Source organism: Massilia sp. Dwa41.01b (assembly GCF_014171775.1).
GTDB lineage: Bacteria > Pseudomonadota > Gammaproteobacteria > Burkholderiales > Burkholderiaceae_D > Telluria.
Window position 1 is genome coordinate 3,774,982 of the sequence record NZ_CP050454.1, and the last position, 19,091, is coordinate 3,794,072.

General features: G+C 63.2%; 18 protein-coding genes and 1 pseudogene. 13 read left to right on the top strand and 6 right to left on the bottom strand.

The genetic code is table 11. The features are described 5' to 3' along the window. The first annotated feature begins 78 nt into the window (after positions 1-78). Positions 79-855 carry a PP2C family serine/threonine-protein phosphatase gene (locus G4G28_RS17345; protein ID WP_182989222.1) on the top strand — a complete coding sequence of 259 codons (777 nt, stop codon included), beginning with the start codon at positions 79-81 and terminating at the stop codon, positions 853-855. A gap of 58 nt (positions 856-913) precedes the next feature. Here G4G28_RS17345 and G4G28_RS17350 read toward each other — a convergent pair whose 3' ends face one another. The 6 genes from G4G28_RS17350 to G4G28_RS17375 all read right to left on the bottom strand — a co-directional run bounded on the left by G4G28_RS17350 (position 914) and on the right by G4G28_RS17375 (position 9,060). Continuing rightward, the gene (locus G4G28_RS17350) at positions 914-1,612 is read right to left on the bottom strand and encodes a hypothetical protein (RefSeq protein ID WP_229507701.1); all 699 of its coding nucleotides are present in this window, start codon (positions 1,610-1,612) and stop codon (positions 914-916) included. A gap of 53 nt (positions 1,613-1,665) precedes the next feature. Further along, on the bottom strand, positions 1,666-2,763 hold the full coding sequence (zapE, locus tag G4G28_RS17355) for a cell division protein ZapE (protein ID WP_182989223.1): 1,098 nt from the start codon (positions 2,761-2,763) through the stop codon (positions 1,666-1,668). 168 nt (positions 2,764-2,931) lie between these two features. Beyond that, on the bottom strand, positions 2,932-4,365 hold the full coding sequence (lpdA, locus tag G4G28_RS17360; RefSeq protein WP_182989224.1) for a dihydrolipoyl dehydrogenase: 1,434 nt from the start codon (positions 4,363-4,365) through the stop codon (positions 2,932-2,934). Positions 4,366-4,379: 14 nt separating this feature from the next. Next, on the bottom strand, positions 4,380-4,757 hold the full coding sequence (locus G4G28_RS17365) for a PspC domain-containing protein (RefSeq protein ID WP_182989225.1): 378 nt from the start codon (positions 4,755-4,757) through the stop codon (positions 4,380-4,382). 89 nt (positions 4,758-4,846) lie between these two features. Then, complete coding sequence (gene odhB / locus G4G28_RS17370; RefSeq protein ID WP_183107640.1) at positions 4,847-6,112, bottom strand: 2-oxoglutarate dehydrogenase complex dihydrolipoyllysine-residue succinyltransferase; 1,266 nt, start codon at positions 6,110-6,112, stop codon at positions 4,847-4,849. 86 nt (positions 6,113-6,198) lie between these two features. Then, positions 6,199-9,060: a 2-oxoglutarate dehydrogenase E1 component gene (locus G4G28_RS17375; protein ID WP_182989226.1), complete on the bottom strand. Its 2,862-nt coding sequence runs from the start codon at positions 9,058-9,060 to the stop codon at positions 6,199-6,201. A 391-nt stretch (positions 9,061-9,451) separates the two neighbouring features. Between G4G28_RS17375 and G4G28_RS17380 the strand changes: the two genes are divergently transcribed. The 12 genes and pseudogenes from G4G28_RS17380 to G4G28_RS17430 all read left to right on the top strand — a co-directional run bounded on the left by G4G28_RS17380 (position 9,452) and on the right by G4G28_RS17430 (position 18,558). Beyond that, positions 9,452-10,132 carry a PepSY-associated TM helix domain-containing protein gene (locus G4G28_RS17380; RefSeq protein ID WP_182989227.1) on the top strand — a complete coding sequence of 227 codons (681 nt, stop codon included), beginning with the start codon at positions 9,452-9,454 and terminating at the stop codon, positions 10,130-10,132. A 24-nt stretch (positions 10,133-10,156) separates the two neighbouring features. Beyond that, entirely contained in the window at positions 10,157-10,672 is a 516-nt protein-coding gene (locus G4G28_RS17385; RefSeq protein ID WP_182989228.1) for a DUF2271 domain-containing protein, read from the top strand. Between the two features lie 14 nt (positions 10,673-10,686). Next, a complete protein-coding gene (locus G4G28_RS17390; RefSeq protein ID WP_182989229.1) occupies positions 10,687-11,517 on the top strand; it encodes a DUF4198 domain-containing protein in 831 nt (276 codons plus the stop codon). Between the two features lie 61 nt (positions 11,518-11,578). Then, complete coding sequence (locus G4G28_RS28550; protein WP_308600905.1) at positions 11,579-12,223, top strand: FAD:protein FMN transferase; 645 nt, start codon at positions 11,579-11,581, stop codon at positions 12,221-12,223. Further along, positions 12,220-12,576 carry an FAD:protein FMN transferase gene (locus tag G4G28_RS28555; protein ID WP_308600907.1) on the top strand — a complete coding sequence of 119 codons (357 nt, stop codon included), beginning with the start codon at positions 12,220-12,222 and terminating at the stop codon, positions 12,574-12,576. Before G4G28_RS28550 ends, G4G28_RS28555 begins: the two co-directional genes overlap by 4 nt. A gap of 13 nt (positions 12,577-12,589) precedes the next feature. Next, positions 12,590-13,924 carry a sulfite reductase subunit alpha gene (locus tag G4G28_RS17400; protein WP_183107641.1) on the top strand — a complete coding sequence of 445 codons (1,335 nt, stop codon included), beginning with the start codon at positions 12,590-12,592 and terminating at the stop codon, positions 13,922-13,924. Between the two features lie 156 nt (positions 13,925-14,080). Next, a pseudogene (locus tag G4G28_RS17405) lies at positions 14,081-14,185 on the top strand (IS3 family transposase); the annotation flags it as partial. A gap of 67 nt (positions 14,186-14,252) precedes the next feature. Beyond that, complete coding sequence (locus G4G28_RS17410; protein WP_182989230.1) at positions 14,253-15,014, top strand: DUF6445 family protein; 762 nt, start codon at positions 14,253-14,255, stop codon at positions 15,012-15,014. Positions 15,015-15,163: 149 nt separating this feature from the next. Continuing rightward, positions 15,164-15,784 (top strand): dephospho-CoA kinase, encoded by a 621-nt coding sequence (coaE, locus tag G4G28_RS17415; protein WP_182989231.1) that lies wholly within the window; start codon positions 15,164-15,166, stop codon positions 15,782-15,784. Position 15,785: 1 nt separating this feature from the next. Continuing rightward, on the top strand, positions 15,786-16,895 hold the full coding sequence (gene coaD / locus G4G28_RS17420; RefSeq protein ID WP_182989232.1) for a pantetheine-phosphate adenylyltransferase: 1,110 nt from the start codon (positions 15,786-15,788) through the stop codon (positions 16,893-16,895). 525 nt (positions 16,896-17,420) lie between these two features. Beyond that, on the top strand, positions 17,421-17,951 hold the full coding sequence (locus G4G28_RS17425; RefSeq protein ID WP_182989233.1) for a hypothetical protein: 531 nt from the start codon (positions 17,421-17,423) through the stop codon (positions 17,949-17,951). Between the two features lie 223 nt (positions 17,952-18,174). After that, positions 18,175-18,558: a hypothetical protein gene (locus G4G28_RS17430; protein ID WP_183107642.1), complete on the top strand. Its 384-nt coding sequence runs from the start codon at positions 18,175-18,177 to the stop codon at positions 18,556-18,558. Positions 18,559-19,091: the final 533 nt, after the last annotated feature.

Sequence of the window (19,091 nt, forward strand, 5' to 3'; positions counted from 1 at the left end):
CTCAGTGCATAGTTTAATCTACCCCGACGTTGCCGCCAACAAAGATTGGCCCCTGAGCCACGGAAAGCATCAAAGTTTATGAATCTCTTCAAGATCGAAGCGGGTACCGCGCAACACATCGGTAACCGCCCGCGGCAGAACGATCGCGTCGCCCTGCTGACCGGCGCACGCGCGCCCGGCTACCTGCTGGCGGTGCTGTCGGACGGCCTGAACGGCCCATCTGCCGCCGACCAGGTATTGCATACGGCTAAGCTCATCTTCGATGAGTTCAAGCCGAGCGATACCGCCAATCCCGAACGCCTGGCGCAACTGCTGCGCGACATCGTCCACGAAACCCATCTCGTGGTCCAGATCAATGCCGTGACCGCCGGCGAGGAAACCCATGCCAGCTTTGTCGGGCTGGTGATCTCGCCCCACGGCGAGGCGGTCTGGGCCCACGTGGGCGACTCGCGCCTTTACCGCTTCGAGAACGGCGAACCGAAGCTGCGCACCAACGACCAGGCCTATATCGAGCACCTGGTCGCCCTCGACAAGCTGCCGCTGGAGGCGGCGCGCAACCATCGCCGCTCCAAGCTGCTGGTCAACGCTGTGGGCAATAGCCGCAAGGAGCCTTACGTGACGGTCGGCTGGCAGATGGGCATGGCGCCGGGCGACCAGTTCCTGCTCTGTTCGGACGGGCTGTGGCACTTCTTTACCGACGCCGAACTCGGTGCCGCGCTGGCACGATCGACGCCGCGCCTGGCCGCGGAAAAGCTGATCAACAAGGCTGCCGAGCGCTCCCAGGGCAAGGGTGGCAATTGCTCGATGGCGATCGTGAAGCTGGTCAAGCCGGTGCAGGAGTTCGCGCCGATCTAGCCGGGCCGCGCTGCCTGCCTTGCGGCAGGCCGGCGTGCCCTTCCACCTTATCGACGTTTCAGCGCGCCGGCACCGCCGCCTTTTGCTCGGCCTGCGTCTTCTCGCGTTCGGCCTGCTGGGCCGTGCGCTTGGCGGCGCGCTCGGCCTTGCGCTGCGCCACGGCGCGCTGGCGTTCTTCCGACTTGCGCCGCCGCTCCTCGTAGGCGGCCGCACTGGCCGCGCGCCTGGCGGCGTTCGCCGGCTCCTGCGCGGCTTCCTCGGCCATGCGCGCGTTGCGGCTGGCAACGCGCTTCGCCGCCGGCGAAGGCCGGGGCGGCGGCAGCGGCGTGGTCGCCTTGGGAGTGGGCGGCGCCGTGGTCGCGGTGCGCGCTTCCTCAGCCTGGAACTTGGCCTCGGCTTCGGCAATCGCGCGGTCGCGCTCCTCGACCTTGTTCTTGCGTTTGAAATACTCCGCTTCGATCTCGATTGCGCGCTGGGGGGCGAGCGCCGCGCGGCGGCCTTCTTTTGCCTCGTCGAGACAATGATTGACAAAGAATTTCTTGTAGCACCCGGCTTCGCGCTCGGCGTAACGCGCTTCGATCGCGGCGCGTTCGGCGGCCACGCTTGCCAGGCGCTCGTCAGCCTGGACCACCGACGTGGTCGGCGCGAGCGGGGTCGCGACCTGGGTCGGGCCGTCTGCGGCGCAGGAAGCCAGCAGGGCCGCCAGCAGGCCGGCAATGCCCGCGCGCCGGATGGACCGGGCCATGGTCAGGTTCATGGTGTTCCCTTCTTCATCTTGTTTCCTTCTTCTTGTTCTGTCCGGTCAGCTTGTTATGCGATGGCGGCGGCGGCACCGCGCCGTTCGGCAAGCATGTATTCGCGCGACTGCATCTCAATGATACGCGAGACGGTGCGATGAAATTCGTTTGCGAGCATGCCCTGGGTGTAGAGCGCTTCCGGTTCGACGGCGGCCGACATCAGCAGTTTCACCTTGTGGTCGTAGAAGACGTCGATCAGCCAGGTGAAGCGGCGCGCCTCCGACGACTGCCCTGCCGACATCGCCGGGATGCCGGACAGGACCACGGTGTGGAAGCGCGTCGCCAGTTCCAGGTAATCGTTCTGCGAGCGCGGGCCGCCGCAGAGGGTCGCGAAATCGAACCAGATCACGCCGCCAGCGCGGCGCAGCGCGCGGATCTCGCGGTTCTCGATGTGCACGATCGGGCTTTCGTCGGCGGTATCGGCCACCTTCGCATAGGCTTCGCGCAACTGGCGGTCGGCGGCCGCGTTCAGGGGCGTGTAATAGGCCTGCACCTGCTCGAGGGCGCGCTTGCGGTAATCGTTGCCGGCGTCGACATTCAGGACGTCGAGCTTGTCCTTCAGCAGGGCAATGGTAGGCAGCATGCGGTCGCGGTGCAGCCCGTCCGGATACAGCGTGGACGGCTCGTAGTTCGAGGTCATCACGAAGCTGACGCCGTTATCGAACAGGGCCGTGAGCAGGTTGTACAGGATCATCGCGTCGGCGATGTCCGAGACGTGGAATTCGTCGAAGCAGATCAGGCGGTATTTGCGGGCGATGCGTTTCGCGACCTCGTCGAGCGGATCGGCGACGCCCTTGAGCTCATCGAGTTGGCCATGCACGGCGCGCATGAACTCGTGGAAGTGCAGGCGCGTCTTGCGCACCACCGGCACCACGGAATAGAAGGAATCCATCAGGAAGGACTTGCCGCGCCCCACCCCGCCCCACATGTAGACGCCCTTCGGCACGTCCGGACGGTTGATGAGGCGCTTGAAAGCGGACGACCGCTGGGCCTTGTACTGGACCCAGTCGTCGTACGCCTGCTGCAGGCGGTCGACCGCGGCCTGCTGGGCGGGGTCGGACTGGAAGCCGCGCTCGTTGAGGGCGTGCTGGTAATACTCTTGGACGTTCATGGATGCGATTGCGTTAGCGCTACGGGTGTTAACGTAGGGTGGGCGCCCCGAGCCCACGCGGTGGTCGGCATGCGCACCAGACCGCGTGGGCACAGGGCGCCCACCCTACAAGACCGCCCATTTCGCTGCGCAAGCTTCGCGCACGAACGAGCGGTCTCGATAAAGCAATTAGAAATTCAGCGAACGCTTGTCCACCGCCAGCGCCGCTTCCTTCACGGCTTCCGATAGCGACGGGTGCGCGTGGCAGATGCGGGCGATGTCTTCCGACGAGGCCTTGAATTCCATCGCGACGACGGCTTCCGAAATCAGCTCGGAAGCGACCGGGCCGACGATGTGCACGCCCAGGATTTCGTCGGTCGTGGCATCGGCCAGGAATTTCACCATGCCCGAGGTGTCGCCCAGCGCGCGCGCACGGCCGTTGGCCATGAACGGGAAGGTGCCGGCCTTATAGGCCACGCCTTCGGCTTTCAGCTGCTGCTCGGTCTTGCCGACCCAGGCGATTTCCGGCGAGGTGTAGATCACCCATGGAATCGTGTTGAAGTTGACGTGGCCATGCTGGCCGGCGATGCGCTCGGCAACTGCCACGCCCTCTTCCTCGGCCTTGTGCGCCAGCATCGGGCCGCGCACGACGTCGCCCACCGCCCACACGCCCGGCAGGCTGGTACGGCATTCGTCGTCGACGACGACAAAACCACGCTCGTCCAGCTGCAGGCCAACGGACTCGCCATTCAGGCCGGTCGTGTTCGGCACGCGGCCGATCGAGATGATCAGGCGGTCAAACGTGGCGCTCTGCTCGGCGCCGGTCGAATCGGCGTAGGCCACCGTGACGTTGTTCTCGCCCTTGGTGATCGCGCCGATCTTGCAGCCCAGGTTGATTTTGAGGCCCTGCTTGGTGAACAGCTTGTGCGCTTCCTTGGCGATCTGCTCGTCGACGGCGCCGAGGAAAGTCGGCAGGCCTTCGAGCACGGTCACGTCCGCACCCACACGGCGCCACACCGAACCCATTTCCAGGCCGATGACGCCGGCGCCGATCACGCCCAGCTTCGAAGGCACGGCGTCGATCGCCAGTGCGCCGGTGTTCGACAGGATCAGCTTCTCGTCGAATTCCGCGCCCGGCAGCTGGCGTGCGTTCGAACCGGTGGCAACGACCACGTTCTTCGCCGTCAGGGTGTCGGTCGTCGGACCGGTCACGTTGATGGTGTAGCCGCCTTCCGCCTTGCCGGCGAAGGAGCCGCGGCCGTGGAAGAACGAGACCTTGTTCTTCTTGAACAGGAACAGGATGCCGTCGTTGTTCGCCTTGACGACCGAATCCTTACGCTTGAGCATCTGCGGCAGGTTCAGTTCCAGGCCGCTGACGTTGATGCCGTGCTCGGCAAACGCGTGGCCGGCGTGCTCGAAGTGTTCCGACGACTGCAGCAGTGCCTTCGACGGGATGCAACCGACATTGGTGCAGGTGCCGCCCGGGGCAGGTTTGCCGGCGGCGTTGCTCCATTCGTCGATGCAGGCGGTCTTGAAGCCCAGCTGGGCTGCGCGGATGGCCGCGATGTAGCCGCCGGGACCGCCGCCGATGACGACGACGTCGAATTGTTTTTCGTTACTCATGAATTAATCCTTAGTTATTCTTCGGGCACGAATATCCACATCAGCAGATAGACGAGCAACCCGAACCCTGAAGTAATGAGGGCAAACACGCAGAAGACAAGGCGCCAGACCCAGGCCTCGATGCCCATGACGCCATGCAGGCCGCCGCACACGCCACCGAGCCAGCGGTCGCGGCGCGAACGGCGCAGCGCGCGCAACTGGGTCTCGACATTGCGGCTGGCGGACTCGAAGCCGCTGCCGCTGCCGCTGTAGGCCGTGCCCTTGCCCAGGTTGACGCGCTCGTTCGGCGCCGCGCCGGCAAGGACCTTGGCCTTGGCCTGTTCGAATTCGGCGTCGCTGAGCGCGCCGGCCTGGTGCAGTTCGTGCAAACGCCGGATTTCATCGGAGATCATGGCTGTCCTCACTACGCTTGGGTATTTCTTGACCGTTCGAAAAGGACATGCCCGCACGCGCAGGCATGTCCCCGGTACCGCCGGACCGCTTACAGGTCGAGCAGCAGGCGTGCCGGATCTTCCAGCGCGTCCTTCATCGCCACCAGGCCGAGGACGGCTTCGCGGCCGTCGATGATGCGGTGGTCGTACGACATCGCCAGGTAGTTCATCGGACGGACGACGATCTGGCCGTTTTCGACGACGGCGCGGTCTTTCGTTGCGTGCACGCCCAGGATGGCCGACTGCGGCGGGTTGATGATCGGGGTCGACAGCATCGAGCCGAACACGCCGCCGTTCGAGATCGAGAACGTACCGCCCGACAGGTCTTCCAGGGTCAGCTTGCCGTCCTTGGCTTTCTGGCCGAATTCGCCGATCTTCTTCTCGATCTCGGCGATCGACATCTGGTCGGCGTTGCGCAGGATCGGCACCACCAGGCCGCGCGGCGAACCGACGGCGATACCGATGTCGAAGTAGCCGTGGTAGACGATGTCGTTACCGTCGACCGAGGCGTTCAGGATCGGGTACTTCTTCAGCGCGGCAACGGCGGCCTTGACGAAGAAGGACATGAAGCCCAGCTTGACGCCGTGCTCTTTCTCGAATTTGTCCTTGTACTTGTTGCGCAGGTCCATGACCGGTGCCATGTTCACTTCGTTGAACGTGGTCAGGATCGCGTTGGTCTGCTGCGACTGCAGCAGGCGCTCGGCGATACGGGCGCGCAGGCGGCTCATCGGCACGCGCTCTTCCGGACGGTCGCCGAGTTGTGCGACCGGTGCGGCCACCTGTTGAAGCGCTGGCTTGGCCGCCGCTGGAGCGGCAGCCTGCGCCTGCGCAGGCTTGTTCGCCACGGCGTTCAGGGCGTCGCCCTTGGTGACACGGCCGTCGCGGCCCGAGCCGTCGATGCCGGCGGCAGTCATGCTGTTGTCGGCCAGGATCTTGGCGGCGGCCGGCATGGCCACGCCAGAGTGCGATCCGCCAGCAGCGGCAGGCGCTGCGGCAGTCGCCGGCGAAGCGATCGGCGCGTTCGGCGCAGCCGACGGGATGGCTTTCACTTCCAGCGGGCTGGTCTGTGCCGAAGCTTCGGTGTCGATCACGGCGATGACTTCGCCGGCGACGACGGTCGCGCCGTCGGCCTTGAGCAGTTGCACGATCACGCCAGCCGATGGCGCCGGCAGTTCAAGGACCACCTTGTCGGTTTCGATGTCGATCATGTTCTCGTCGCGCGAGACCGGCTCGCCGACCTTCTTGTGCCAGGACAGCAGGGTCGCTTCGGCGACGGATTCCGACAGTTGCGGGACCTTGACTTCGATTTGTGCCATGTAAAACTCCGTTAAATTGTTCTGTAGTCTTGAAAGACGAAGGCGCTAAAACCGGGCGTCTTGCGACGACCGGTTTGCGCTGACATTTATTTCGTCAGGATGAAGCCCTTGAGCTTCGAGAACGCCGTGTCGAGCAGTTCCTTCATCTGCGCCACGTGCTTGTCGGAGTAACCGACGGCAGGGGCGGCCGATGCCGGACGGCCGGCATAGGCCAGGCGCTGACCTTCTTCCATGTTTTCGAAGATGTTGTGCTGGATCTGGAACCAGGGACCCTGGTTTTGCGGCTCGTCCTGTGCCCAGACGATCTCGACCGCGTTGCTGAACTTCTTCAGCTCGGCCGCGAACGACTTGTGCGGGAACGGGTACATCTGCTCGACGCGGATGATGGCCACGTCCGAGACGCCGCGGGTCTTGCGTGCGCCGACCAGGTCGTAGTACACCTTGCCCGAGCAGGCGATGACGCGCTTGACCTTCGAGGCTTCGATCTTGTCGTCGGTCTCGCCGATGACAGTCTGGAAGCCGCCCTTGGCCAGGTCGGTCAGCGGCGAGCCGGCGTCCTTGTTACGCAGCAGCGACTTCGGCGTGAAGATCACCAGGGGCTTCCTGAACTGGCGCACCATCTGGCGGCGCAGCAGGTGGAAGATCTGGGCGGCCGTGGTCGGCTGCACGACTTGCATGTTGTTGTCCGCGCACAGCTGCAGGAAGCGCTCGATACGGCCCGACGAGTGTTCCGGACCCTGGCCTTCGTAGCCGTGCGGCAGCATCATGGTCAGGCCCGAAGCGCGGCCCCACTTCACTTCGCCCGAGGCGATGAACTGGTCGATGACGACCTGGGCGCCGTTGGCGAAGTCGCCGAACTGGGCTTCCCAGATGGTCAGCGTGTTCGGTTCGGCGGTCGAGTAGCCGTACTCGAAGCCGAGCACCGCTTCTTCCGACAGCACCGAGTCGATGACGGTGAACTGTGCCTGGGTTTCCGACACGTTGGCCAACGGCAGGTAGATGCCCTGGTCCCAGCGCTCGCGGTTCTGGTCGTGCAGCACGGCGTGGCGGTGGACAAACGTACCGCGGCCGGCATCCTGGCCCGACAGGCGGATCGCATAGCCCGAGGACAGCAGCGAAGCGAATGCCAGGTGCTCGCCCATGCCCCAGTCGAGGTTCATCTCGCCGCGGCCCATGGTGGCGCGGTCGGCCAGCACTTTTTCGACCAGCGAGTGCGGCTTGAAGCCTTCCGGCACCTTGGTGATGCGTTCGGCCAGGCGCTTCAGTTCGGTCAGCGGCACGGCGGTGTCGGCCGCATCGGTCCACTTCTTGTTCAGGAACGGCGCCCAGTCGACGGCGTACTTGTTCTTGAAGTTGGTCAGGATCGGGTCGACCGTGTGCTTGCCGGCGTCCATCGCGTCGCGGTAGGCGGCAACGAGCTTGTCGCCTTCGTCGGCCGGGATCGTGTTCTGGGTGGCCAGCTTCTCCGCGTACAGCTTGCGCGTACCCGGGTGCTTGGCGATCTTCTTGTACATCAGCGGCTGGGTCAGCGCCGGGGTGTCCTGCTCGTTGTGGCCCAGTTTGCGGTAGCAGACGATGTCGACGACGACGTCCTTGCCGAACTCGGTGCGGTAGTCCATCGCGATCTGCGAGGCCAGCACGACCGCTTCAGGGTCGTCCGCGTTCACGTGCAGCACCGGTGCCTCGATCATCTTGACGACGTCCGAGCAGTAGATGGTCGAACGGGCGTCGCGCGGGTCGGACGTGGTGAAGCCGATCTGGTTGTTGATGACGATGTGGATGGTGCCGCCGGTACCGTAGCCGCGGGTCTGCGCCAGGTTCAGGGTTTCCATGACCACGCCCTGGCCGGCGAAGGCTGCGTCGCCGTGCACCAGGATCGGCAGCACTTCCTTGCCCTTGCGGTCGCCGCGGCGTTCCATGCGCGCCTTGACCGAACCTTCGACGACCGGGTTGACGATCTCGAGGTGGGACGGGTTGAAAGCCAGCGACAGGTGGACCGGGCCGCCCGGGGTCGAGATGTCGCTCGAGAAGCCCTGGTGGTATTTCACGTCGCCCGACGGCAGGTCGTCGGCGTGCTTGCCTTCGAATTCCTCGAACAGTTCCGATGGCGCCTTGCCCAGGGTGTTGACCAGGACGTTCAGGCGGCCGCGGTGAGCCATGCCGATGACGATTTCCTGGACGCCCTTTTCACCGGCGCGCTGGATGGTTTCGTCCATCGAGGCGATGAAGGATTCGCCGCCTTCGAGCGAGAAGCGCTTGGCGCCGACGTACTTGGTGTGGAGGTAGCGTTCCAGGCCTTCGGCAGCGGTGAGGCGCTCGAGGATGTGGCGCTTCTTCTCGGCCGAGAAGGTCGGGGTCGAACGGATCGACTCGAGGCGCTCCTGGATCCAGCGCTTTTCGGTCGGGTCGCTGACGTACATGAACTCCGCACCGATGGAGCGGCAGTAGGTGTCGCGCAGCATGTTCAGCAGGTCGCGCAGCGAAGCGCTTTCCTGGCCGAAGTAGGTATTCGAGATGTTGAACTTGGTGTCGAGGTCGGCGTCGGTGAAACCGTAGAACGACGGATCGAGTTCCGGGATCGGCGCTCGCTCCTGGCGCTGCAGCGGATCGAGGTTGGCCCAGCGCGAGCCGAGGTAGCGGTAAGCCGCGATCAGCTGGGTGACGGCGACGCGCTTGCGTGCCAGTTCCGGATCGGCTTCGGCAGCGGCGCTGACGGTGCGGATGGCACCCTGCTTGGCGCGCTCGGCGAACGAGGCGATGACGGACGAGTGCACGACGTCCGGACGGGTGCTGCCGTCGACCGCAGGCACGTGCTGCATGTTGTCGAAGTAGGCGCGCCAGTTCTCCGGCACCGAACCTGGGTTGTTCAGGTAGGCTTCGTACAACTCTTCCACATACGGCGCATTACCGCCGAACAGGTACGAGTTGGCGTTATATTGCTGCATCATTGTTGCTCACCTTTCTTCGCGCTTCGCGAGTTTGGCGGGTTGGTTTAACCTTCCGCGACACGGCCTGACCGGTTAGCGGATTGCACACTTCAAGACATCAAGTTGTGAGGGAAGGCCTCTCGGGGTGGCAATAAAGCTACTGCGCGTCGAATTTCCAGCCTGCGGTGCTCGCCGTACTCAAGTACGGCTGCGCGCCTCGGCCGGAACTTCTTCCGCTCGCTACGCTTTCTTGCCATCCCGTGTTGTGTTACCAGGAAGGATCTCTCGATTCTTCGCAAAGTGGCGGGTATTGTAACGCAACATCCGGCGCGCATAGGGGGTGGGGTAAATTTTGTTGACCGGCTAAATGATAATAGTTATCATTTGCGTTGTGTACTCAACAGGAAATTGCATGTCTGCCCAGAACCCGCCGGGTTTACCGTCCAACCCGTCCCAGGGCGGTGCCGCCGCCCTTCCCGGTGCGCGGCGGTCGCTATGGCTCAAGACGCTGCACCAGTGGCATTGGATCAGCTCGGCGATCTGTCTGATGGCGATGCTGCTGTTCAGTATTACCGGGTTCACGCTGAACCATGCGGCGCAGATCGAGTCGAAACCGCAGGTCACGCGCCTCAAGGCGACGGTGCCGGCGGCGCTGCTGCCGGAACTGCGGGCCTATGCCGAAGCGCATGTCGATGGCGAGGCGGCCGTGCCGCCGGCGCTGGTGGCATGGGCGAATGGCGCCTTGCCGGTCGACCTGCGCGGACGCACGGCGGAATGGAGCGAGGAAGACGCGTATATCGCCCTGCCCCGTCCGGGTGGCGATGCCTGGCTGCGAGTCGGGCTCGACGGCAAGGCCGAATACGAACTCACCAGCCGCGGTACGATCTCCTGGCTGAACGACCTGCACAAGGGCCGCAATACCGGGCCGGTCTGGAGCTGGTTTATCGACATCTTCGCCCTGGCCTGCCTGGTGTTCTGCATTACCGGCTTCCTGATATTGAAAATCCACGCGGCCAACCGGCCGTCGACCTGGCCCGTGATCGGTTTCGGCATCGTCCTGCCGGCCGTGCTCGCGCTGCTGTTCATCCATTAATCGTCTCTATATAGAAGGCTCTGCATGAAACTGTCTCCCTCGCTCGCCGCCCTGACCCTGCCGCTGCTGTCCGGCGGCGCCGTGGCCGCGGACTTGTCCGTGAAGTTCGAATTGCCGCAGCTGAACGTGGCCGAGTACCACAAGCCGTATGTCGCGATGTGGATCGAAAAGGCCGACGGCTCCGTCGCCTCGACCCTGGCCGTGCTCTACGACGTCAAGAAAAAGGACAACGCCGGCGAGAAGTGGGTGAAGGACATGCGTACCTGGTGGCGCAAAGTGGGCCGCGAGACCACCCTGCCGATCGACGGCGTTTCCGGTGCCACCCGCGCCGCCGGCACCCATACGTTGAGCTTCGGCCCGGCACGCACCGGCATCGACAAGCTGCCGGCCGGCGATTACAAGCTGGTCGTGGAAGCGGCGCGCGAAGCGGGCGGACGCGAACTGGTGCGCGTGCCCTTCGCCCTGCCCGCCAAGGGCAAGGTGGCGGCCAACGCCGTCGGCAAGGAAGAACTCGGCGCCGTGTCCATCAACATCCAATAATAAAGAGGCAGATCATGCAAAACTCCTTCATCAAGCACGGCGTACTGGGTCTGGTCCTGCTGGCCGCGGCCGGCGCCGCCAGCGCCCACCGTCCCTGGATGTTGCCGACCTCGACGATCGTCGAGAGCAAGGACGCCTGGGTCACGATCGACGGTGCCATCTCCGAAGGCCTGTTCGACGTCGACCACATGCCGCTGCGCATGGATGGCGCGCTTGTTACCGGCCCGGATGGCAATACCGCCCCGGCCCCCGCCGCCGTGATGGGCAAGATGCGCGCCTCGATCGACCTGCCCCTGCCCAAGGAAGGCACCTACCGCATTGCCCTGGTCAGCACCAACGTCATGGGCAGCTACAAGGTCGGTGAAGAGGTGAAACGCTTCCGCGCCAGCGAGGCCGATTTCGCCAGGCAGGTGCCCGCCGGTGCCCAGGACCTGCGCAAGACCATCACCCACCAGCGCATCGAGACCTTTGTCAGCGCCCACAAGACGAATGACGCGGCCCTGAAACCGACGGGCAAGGGCCTGGAGATGGTGCCCCTGACCCACCCGAACGACCTGCGCGCCAACGAGACCATGCGCGTGCGCTTCCTGCTCGACGGCAAACCGCTGCCGAACCTGCCGTTCAGTCTGGTACCAGGTGGCGTGCGCTACCGCGGCGTGGCCGGCGAAATCCGCCTGACCACCGACGCCAAGGGCGAAGCCAGCTTCAAACTACCGGCCGCGAACATGTACTGGATGAACGCGGCCTACCCGCCGAATCCCGGCAAGGGCCCGGCGCCGGACAACGGTCCGGCGGAGACCCGCCGTTATGCCTACACGGCCACTCTCGAAGCGCTGCCGGAGTAAGAAAGCTTGTACCCGGGCGCGCCACATTCGGCGCGCCCGTTTGCTCCCCCCTTTGGCACCCATGCGCGACGTCCTCGTCCCTCTCACCATCGATCCTGCCCCGCCGCCGGCCGGCAGCGCGCTGTTCGACGCCGCTGGTTCCACCATGGGCACGCGCTGGTCGGCACGCCTGATGCTGCCGTCCGGCGTGCGCAGCGAATTGGGCAGCCAGATGCAGCGCGAGCTCGACGGGATCAATGCCGAGATGAGCCACTGGCAAGCCGATTCCGATCTTGGCCGCTACAACCGCGCCGCGCCCGGCAGCTGGCATGCCCTGCCGCCGCGCTTCCCGGAAGTCGTCGACTTTGCGATAGGTGTGATGGGTGAAAGCGGCGGCGCTTACGACCCGTTTGCCGGCGCACTCGTCAACCTGTGGGGTTTCGGCCCCGAGCGTCGTTTTGACCAGCCGGGCTTTTATGCCCCGGCACCGGACGCGGTACAGGCAGTGCTCGCCCGACGCGCGGCGCTGCGGCCCGTCCGTGATGATGAGAACCGCCTGCTGCAGCCGGGCGGCGCCCTGCTCGACCTGTCCTCGATTGCCAAGGGCTATGCCGTCGACCGCCTGGCCTGGTGCCCGGAACAGCACGGCGTCGGCCACTACCTCGTCGAGATCGGCGGAGAACTGCGCGGCGCCGGCATGAAGCCGGACGGGCAGCCCGGTGGGTGACGCTCGAAGGCGTGCCCGGCGCCGACGACATTCCGGCGGTCGTCGCCCTGCATGGCCTGGCCGTGGCCACCTCGGGCGACTACCGGCGCTTCTTTCATCACGGCGCCCGCCGTGCCTCGCACACGCTCGATCCCCGCAGCGGCTACCCGGTGGCGAACGACATCGCCTCGGCCACCGTGGTGGATGCGCGCTGCATGCCGGCCGACGCGCATTCGACGGCGATTACCGTCCTCGGTCCCGAGGCGGGCCTGGCCTATGCCGAAGAGCGCGACATCGCCGCACGCCTGCTGCTGCGCCGGGCCGGGCGCCTCGAAGAACGCGTGAGCAGCGCCTGGCGCGCGCTCCTGCAATGACCCTGCCGCCACCATGATGACCATCGACCCTGTCCGCTGGACGGCCGCCGCCACCCCGGTCCTGGCCTGGGGCGGCCTGTGCGGGGCCATGCTGGGCCGCCGGCGCCAGCCCGCGCAGCCGCAGGACGCCGACTGGCTGGTGGTGCATGCCAGCCAGACCGGCAATGCCGACTACCTGGCCCGGCAGACCGCCGCCACGCTCGCAACCGGCGGCCTGTCTGCACGCACCATCGACATCGCCGACCTCGACGCCGCCATCCTGCAGGGCGCCACCCGGGTGCTGTTCGTCGCCAGCACCTACGGCGAAGGCGACGCGCCCGATGCCGCCGCGCGCTTTGCCGCCGTGACGATGGCAGGGGATGTCGACCTGGCGCAACTGCACTACGGCGTACTGGCACTGGGCGACAGCAGCTACACGCACTATTGCGGCTTCGGCCGCGCCCTCGACGCCTGGCTGCGAGCGCGCGGGGCCACGCCACTGTTCGAACGCATCGATGTCGACCGCGGGAATGCCGACGCCATCGCCGCCTGGCAGCATCAACTGAGTCACCTGGCCGGTACCAGCGACCTGCCCGACTGGGAAGGCCCGGCCTATGGCGAGTGGCGCATCCTCGAGCGTACCCTGCTGAACCCCGGCAGCGCTGGTGCCCCGCTCTACCGCATCGTCCTGATTCCTGCGGCGGGCGGCTTGCCCGACTGGGAAGCAGGCGACCTGGTGCAGGTAAGCGCCCCCGGCGACCCCGACCTGCCGCGCGAATACTCGATCGCCTCGGTGCCGGGTGAAGGACGCATCGAACTACTGGTGCGCCTGCAGCGCCACGAGGACGGCAGCCTTGGTGCAGCCTCCGGCTGGCTATGCCTGCAGGCGACCGGGCACGACATCATCGCCCTGCGCATTCGCACCCATCCGCGCTTCCGCCTGGGCGAGAACGCCGCGCGGCCGCTGATCCTGGTCGGCAATGGCACCGGCCTGGCGGGCCTGCGCGCCCACCTGAAGGCGCGCATCGACGCCGGCATGGATGAGAACTGGCTCGTTTTCGGGGAGCGCAATGCCAATGTCGACTTCCTGCTGCGCGAGGAGCTCGAAAGCTGGCACGCGGCCGGCAAGCTGGCGCGCCTGGACGCCGTGTTCTCGCGCGACACCGCCGAGACGCGTTATGTGCAGCATGCGCTGCTCGAGCAGGCTGACACGGTGCGGGCATGGGTCGCACGCGGCGCCGCGATCTATGTCTGCGGCAGCCTGCAGGGCATGGCGACCGGGGTGCATGAAGCCTTGTGCGCCGTGCTCGGCAGTCAGGCCGTCGACGATTTGGCCGCCGACGGACGCTACCGGCGCGACGTCTACTAAGCGCCCGACAACAGCCCTTGCTTGTTCAGACAGCAACATCGTACACTGAGCCGTTCTGGGCGTCTGCTTTCGGCCACAACCGGGCATTCGAAGGCTTGCAACGTTTGGGCATGGGCCGCTCTTCACACTGGATAGCAAACCATGAAACGAAGTTTGAAGGCTGCCAGGGACGTCTTTGACTACATCGAGATGTTCTACAATCCAAAGCGCCGGCACGGCTTCAAGGAAAAGCTGTCGCCAATCGATTTTGAAAAACGATAAGGTGAACGGCGCGCGAGTGTCCAGGGAACCGTAGTCGATTCAAAGCTTACTTGCGCACGCCATTTTTTTGACCACGAAAATGTTCAATCCGCGGCCCCTCATCCGGTCCATTTCACTGCCTGGCTTCAAGCCATGCGTGGTAATCGACGACTTTCTGCTGGACCCAGAAAAAATGCTGGCATTTGCGGCTGCACGACGTGCTGCTTTCGCTGTCGATGCCGGAAACTACTTCCCTGGGCCCGAGGTGGCCATGCCATCAGACTTTACTGCACTCCTCAGTGAGTTTTTCACGCTACATATACGGCCTCTGCTGGGCGGGCGGCGTACATTGCAAGCTACAAGCCGACTTTCCATGGTCACCAAACCCCCAGGCACATTGCAGCCGCTCCAGCGCATTTGCCACAGCGATACGATGGTGGGTACCCGACGTGTCGACTCACAGGCCGGCGAAGCCATGGCCGCCTCGGTTCTTTACTTGTTCCGTGATCCCGACCTTGGCGGTACGAGTTTTTACAAGCCACGCAGGCCGCCGGAAGAGATCGCCGCCCTTAACTGGGAGGCACGTGCGTTGACCGGAGAGGCGTTCAGTCGGCTCCTGGGTGGGCCACCCGGCTACCTTACGTCAAGCAATGGCTATTTTGAACAGATTGGCACAGTCCCGGCCGCCTACAACCGGGCTATTTTTTACGATGGGGCTATTCTGCATTCGGGGCAGATTGACCGCCCGGAACGCTTATCCAATGACCCGGAAGAAGGCCGCCTTACGCTAAACGGTTTCTTCCTGCATCGTCTTACTGCCTCTGAGGCCGCACGACACCTCTTCAGGTAATTGTGACTGTTTGCGTAAATCCCAGCAGCGTGACACGTTCGTACAAACGGGTGGCCAATGGTGGCAGGCGCTAGCCTTCCACCTGCCACTCATCCGACCGCGAGGGGCCGATTTCGGCCAGACGCGGCTGTCGATAATTTTCATTAACTATGACCCTGTCTGCCTTCACCAGGACCAACCCGCGCATTGTCGGCCTCACCGGCGGCATTGCCAGCGGCAAGTCGCTGGCGTGTACGATGTTTTCATCCTTGGGCGTGCCGACGCTATGCATCGATCTCGTCGCGCGGTCCATGCATCAGGACCCGTCCCATCCCGCCACACGTGCGCTCGCGACCGCAGTTCCTCAGGCGATGACAGCCGATGGTGCACTACGGCGCGGTTCCCTGCGTACACTGTTTGCCCGCGACGAGACCGCCAACACGGCTTTGAAAGAGATTTTCCGCCCCTACGTCCAGCAGGCCGTCAGACAATGGACTGACGCGCAGAGCGCCCTTTACGTGGTGTGGGAGGCAGCTCTCCTGGCTGACCTCGGTCTCTCGGTCGACCGAATCCTGGTCATCGAGGCGCCACCAGAGCTCCGCACAAGTCGCATGCTTACCCGTAGCCCCGGCTGGTCTCGCGACGATGCCGAACACCTCATCGCGGTGCAGGCCGCAACCCCGCTCCCCTTCGCTTCGCCCACCGACATTCTCATGAATACCGGTACGCGGGATGACCTCAGCCAGCGCGTGCGCGCCCAACACGCCTGTTACCTTGCCCGTTGGAGCTGACATGAAAGCAATTGCCTTCTCGGGTACGCTTGACCCCATCACCAACGGTCACATGTGGGTCATCGGCGAAGCCCGCGCCCTGGCGGACGAAGTGATTGTTTTTCTGTCCGAAAATCCGTTCAAGAAACCTCTGTTCCCCGCTGAAGATCGGCAACGGATCGTGGAACGCAGCGTGGCAGAGCGAGGCTGGACGAACGTCCGGGTAATCGTCGTGCGCGGCGACTACACAGCACGCGCGGCCAAGCGGCACGGCATTGACTACCTGATCCGCGGGATTCGCAACACGGCCGACTTCGACTACGAAAACCTGATCCAGCAGGCGAACGTCGACGTTTTACATGGAGCCAAGACGATTTTCGTGATGCCGCCGCGTGACCTCGGCTCGGTCAGTTCCAGTTTCGTTCGCGGCCTGCAGGGCCCAGTCGGCTGGCACTGGATGACGCGACAGTTCATCCCCGGTCCCGCCTACCAGGAGTGGGTTCTGGCGTGGCTGCGCACGGAATGGCGGGCGCTATGGCCTGGCGAGGACCAATGGTTTGAGCGCCTTACCGGCCCCACAGCTTATGGTGGGCCGGACCGGCCCTACCACAACCTCGATCACCTCGTGCACGGCCTGACGGAAATCCGAATCTGGGCTGAGAATACAGGTAGCACTCCGGAAGACATGGCAGTGTTGAAGAAAGCGTTCTGGTTCCACGACGCCGTCTACATCCACGGCCCTCAGGAGGTCAGCAACGAGGAAGCGAGCGCGCGGCTCTGGCTCGGCAGCGGGCTGCCCGACGCGCGGGCGGACGAGGTGGCGGCACTGATCCGCGCGACTGACCATTTCCAGACCGAAGCTATCAACCATCCGCTCAAGCCGGCGATGCTCGGCGCCGATCTGGCGATCCTGGGACAGGACCCGCAACAGTACGACTCCTACGCCGCGGCCATCCGCCAGGAATACGCGGTGGTGCCCGACCCAGTCTACCGAGAGCACCGGACGCGAGCGCTTCGTACGCTGCGAGACAAGGCTGCGCGCGCCGAACTCTTCACGGATGCCTGGTTTGCCAGCCTGTACTCTGAACGGGCACGCGAGAATCTGGAGCGCGAGCTGCACAGCCTGGAGTGACAGATCCCACACGGTAGCTTCCACTTGGCAAGCTGGTATCATCGCTTGACAGGCCGGTTTCGGCCACAAGCGGTCTTTCGCAACTCGAAACGTCTTAAGCGCACCATGACGCGAAAACTAGGTTTCTTATTAGTCGTTGTCGGTTTTGGATGGATGGTTTTATTGCAAGGGGGGCAGTCCCTGCGCGGTGGAATCAGACCAATTCTCGAAGTCGCATACGCTCAGGTAGATTACGGCGGACGCTCGGCCATTCCTTCCAAAGAGGTCATAGAACTGCTAAGCGAAACGGCACGTAGATGCTACGATGCTCAGCCGCTATTTCTGCTACCTGGTGTAACCATGTTAATCGGCGCCATTTTGATTGGGCGACGAAGCGTCGGCATCTCAGATGACAAGCGAACCCATTTTTAAAACCGTCCGCTCAGGGTCGATTCCGGCCGGTCGTCATAGCACAGAGATGTTTTCCATTGGCAAGCTGCTATCATCGACCGACAGGCCGATATCGGCCAGAAGCTGCCCTTCAACATGCATATGAAAATATACCGCTACGTTCTGCTGTGTTCCTACCTTTTGCTAACTCTCCCACAAGCCCTCGCGCAAGATATTGGAGTCCTACATCTCTCTCCGCTTCATTTGGAGTTGCCAGCAACCTGGAGCTTCGACCAGTCAAAGCAGCCAATCGAAGGTCACGGTCTAAATGGTGAAAAGCTTCTTATCTCGGTCATGCGCAAGCGTGCAGGCCCTGCAACCGAGGCTGTGCCGAGCGTAAAAGAAATAGCTCAAAAGTTTGCTCACGGACAGATGAGCAAGCTCGCATCGAAAGGTGGTGCAACGATTGTGCGGCCTCTCAGCGAGTTCCCAGTCCCGGAAGGAAAGGCCGCTTATTCAGTCGCGTCTGAAAAATCAAGCCCGTTCGGCGGGAAAAAATATTTCATCCAGTACATTTTTGCTACTCCGGAAGTGATTATCTTTCTAACGTTCGAGGGAAATGGCGAAGCGCTGAGTGCTATGCGTCAATCAGATACGCTTCTTAATACGCAACGCTGGGATGACTAGACTTGGCTCGCCAGTCGGACCGACAGTCATAGTTGCGACTGTTGGGATAGCGATGATTATGATGCTGATATTGCCGATCATCTTAAAGCGCCGCACCAGCCACAGGTATGACTGCTTTGGGTCGTAAGCGGACGCTACCATAGGTCCGCTAACGACCAGAAACGGACCGACACCAAATGATGTCTGTAAATCTATGATGGTTACTCGAACTGCAAAGGTTTTCGTGCCTTTCGTGCTTTCCACTGTCGCCCTTTGGACGTGGACAGCTTTCGCTATTCAATGGCTGCTTCCGGACTACACCGCATTTGAAATTGTGATTGCCGACGTTTTTGTCACGATTGCTGCAATCGTCGCGTGGTCTGAGCCGGATTTTGCCGACATTACTGAGGCTGGATGGTTGGGTGTCTCTTTGGGTGGGCTGCTCGCCTCGCTTCTCTTCGTGGAGATTAGCTGCTCTGGTGGCTTGCAACTTCGCGCGTCCGGGCCGTACTGCGAGTCTTACAAGCCAGGTGGGATTGGGATGATTTTCGATATCGCGGCTATCGCGCTTACATTGGCCGCGCCGGCATGCGCTGTACGTAAGGCGCTGGAACGAATGGCTTTATAAGGTCCATTCGATACCCAGAGGTTCGTCCACTGAAGGTCTGCAATGGGTCTATTGTGTTGAAAAAGTCGCCAAGCAACTTTTTTGACCTGTTTTCGGCCGGTTAAGAGTCCAACCAGCTGGCGTTCGTTGAACAGGCGCGGTTTTGTGTAGTCGAGGTAACGCTCTTTCGTGGACGGAAGGCAAGCGCTCCGAGTTTTTCAACACAATAGGTCCAGAAGCAATGGGATGGACTCCCCTCCCCCTGAGGGCACGTAAGTGCCAAACTGGAGTTTCCACACAACCAGTTCAGAAAGAAGGAGTCCACCATGAAGATTATCCGTGTTGGGGTCGTTCGACAAGAGTCTGCACTTAACGCACCAAATATTTCGTTAGGCATCTATGCGTCAACTCCGGGGTCCTACCGCTATCTTGCTCTGCGTCGTAGCTGCGCTATTGTTGGCATCCCCACTTGGGCTGTATTGGCTGGGCTTGAGCGGCATAGATGGCTTCCCGCAAAAGCCATTGCAGCTTGCCTCCAAAGAGCAGCAGGTACT

Excerpts from the sequence above, each read along its gene's own strand:
- G4G28_RS17345 (WP_182989222.1), top strand. The coding sequence starts at position 79 with ATGAATCTCTTCAAGATCGAAGCGGGTACCGCGCAACACATCGGTAAC.
- G4G28_RS17350 (WP_229507701.1), bottom strand. The coding sequence starts at position 1,612 with ATGAACCTGACCATGGCCCGGTCCATCCGGCGCGCGGGCATTGCCGGC.
- zapE (WP_182989223.1), bottom strand. The coding sequence starts at position 2,763 with ATGAACGTCCAAGAGTATTACCAGCACGCCCTCAACGAGCGCGGCTTC.
- lpdA (WP_182989224.1), bottom strand. The coding sequence starts at position 4,365 with ATGAGTAACGAAAAACAATTCGACGTCGTCGTCATCGGCGGCGGTCCC.
- G4G28_RS17365 (WP_182989225.1), bottom strand. The coding sequence starts at position 4,757 with ATGATCTCCGATGAAATCCGGCGTTTGCACGAACTGCACCAGGCCGGC.
- odhB (WP_183107640.1), bottom strand. The coding sequence starts at position 6,112 with ATGGCACAAATCGAAGTCAAGGTCCCGCAACTGTCGGAATCCGTCGCC.
- G4G28_RS17375 (WP_182989226.1), bottom strand. The coding sequence starts at position 9,060 with ATGATGCAGCAATATAACGCCAACTCGTACCTGTTCGGCGGTAATGCG.
- G4G28_RS17380 (WP_182989227.1), top strand. The coding sequence starts at position 9,452 with ATGTCTGCCCAGAACCCGCCGGGTTTACCGTCCAACCCGTCCCAGGGC.
- G4G28_RS17385 (WP_182989228.1), top strand. The coding sequence starts at position 10,157 with ATGAAACTGTCTCCCTCGCTCGCCGCCCTGACCCTGCCGCTGCTGTCC.
- G4G28_RS17390 (WP_182989229.1), top strand. The coding sequence starts at position 10,687 with ATGCAAAACTCCTTCATCAAGCACGGCGTACTGGGTCTGGTCCTGCTG.
- G4G28_RS28550 (WP_308600905.1), top strand. The coding sequence starts at position 11,579 with ATGCGCGACGTCCTCGTCCCTCTCACCATCGATCCTGCCCCGCCGCCG.
- G4G28_RS17400 (WP_183107641.1), top strand. The coding sequence starts at position 12,590 with ATGATGACCATCGACCCTGTCCGCTGGACGGCCGCCGCCACCCCGGTC.
- coaE (WP_182989231.1), top strand. The coding sequence starts at position 15,164 with ATGACCCTGTCTGCCTTCACCAGGACCAACCCGCGCATTGTCGGCCTC.
- coaD (WP_182989232.1), top strand. The coding sequence starts at position 15,786 with ATGAAAGCAATTGCCTTCTCGGGTACGCTTGACCCCATCACCAACGGT.
- G4G28_RS17425 (WP_182989233.1), top strand. The coding sequence starts at position 17,421 with ATGCATATGAAAATATACCGCTACGTTCTGCTGTGTTCCTACCTTTTG.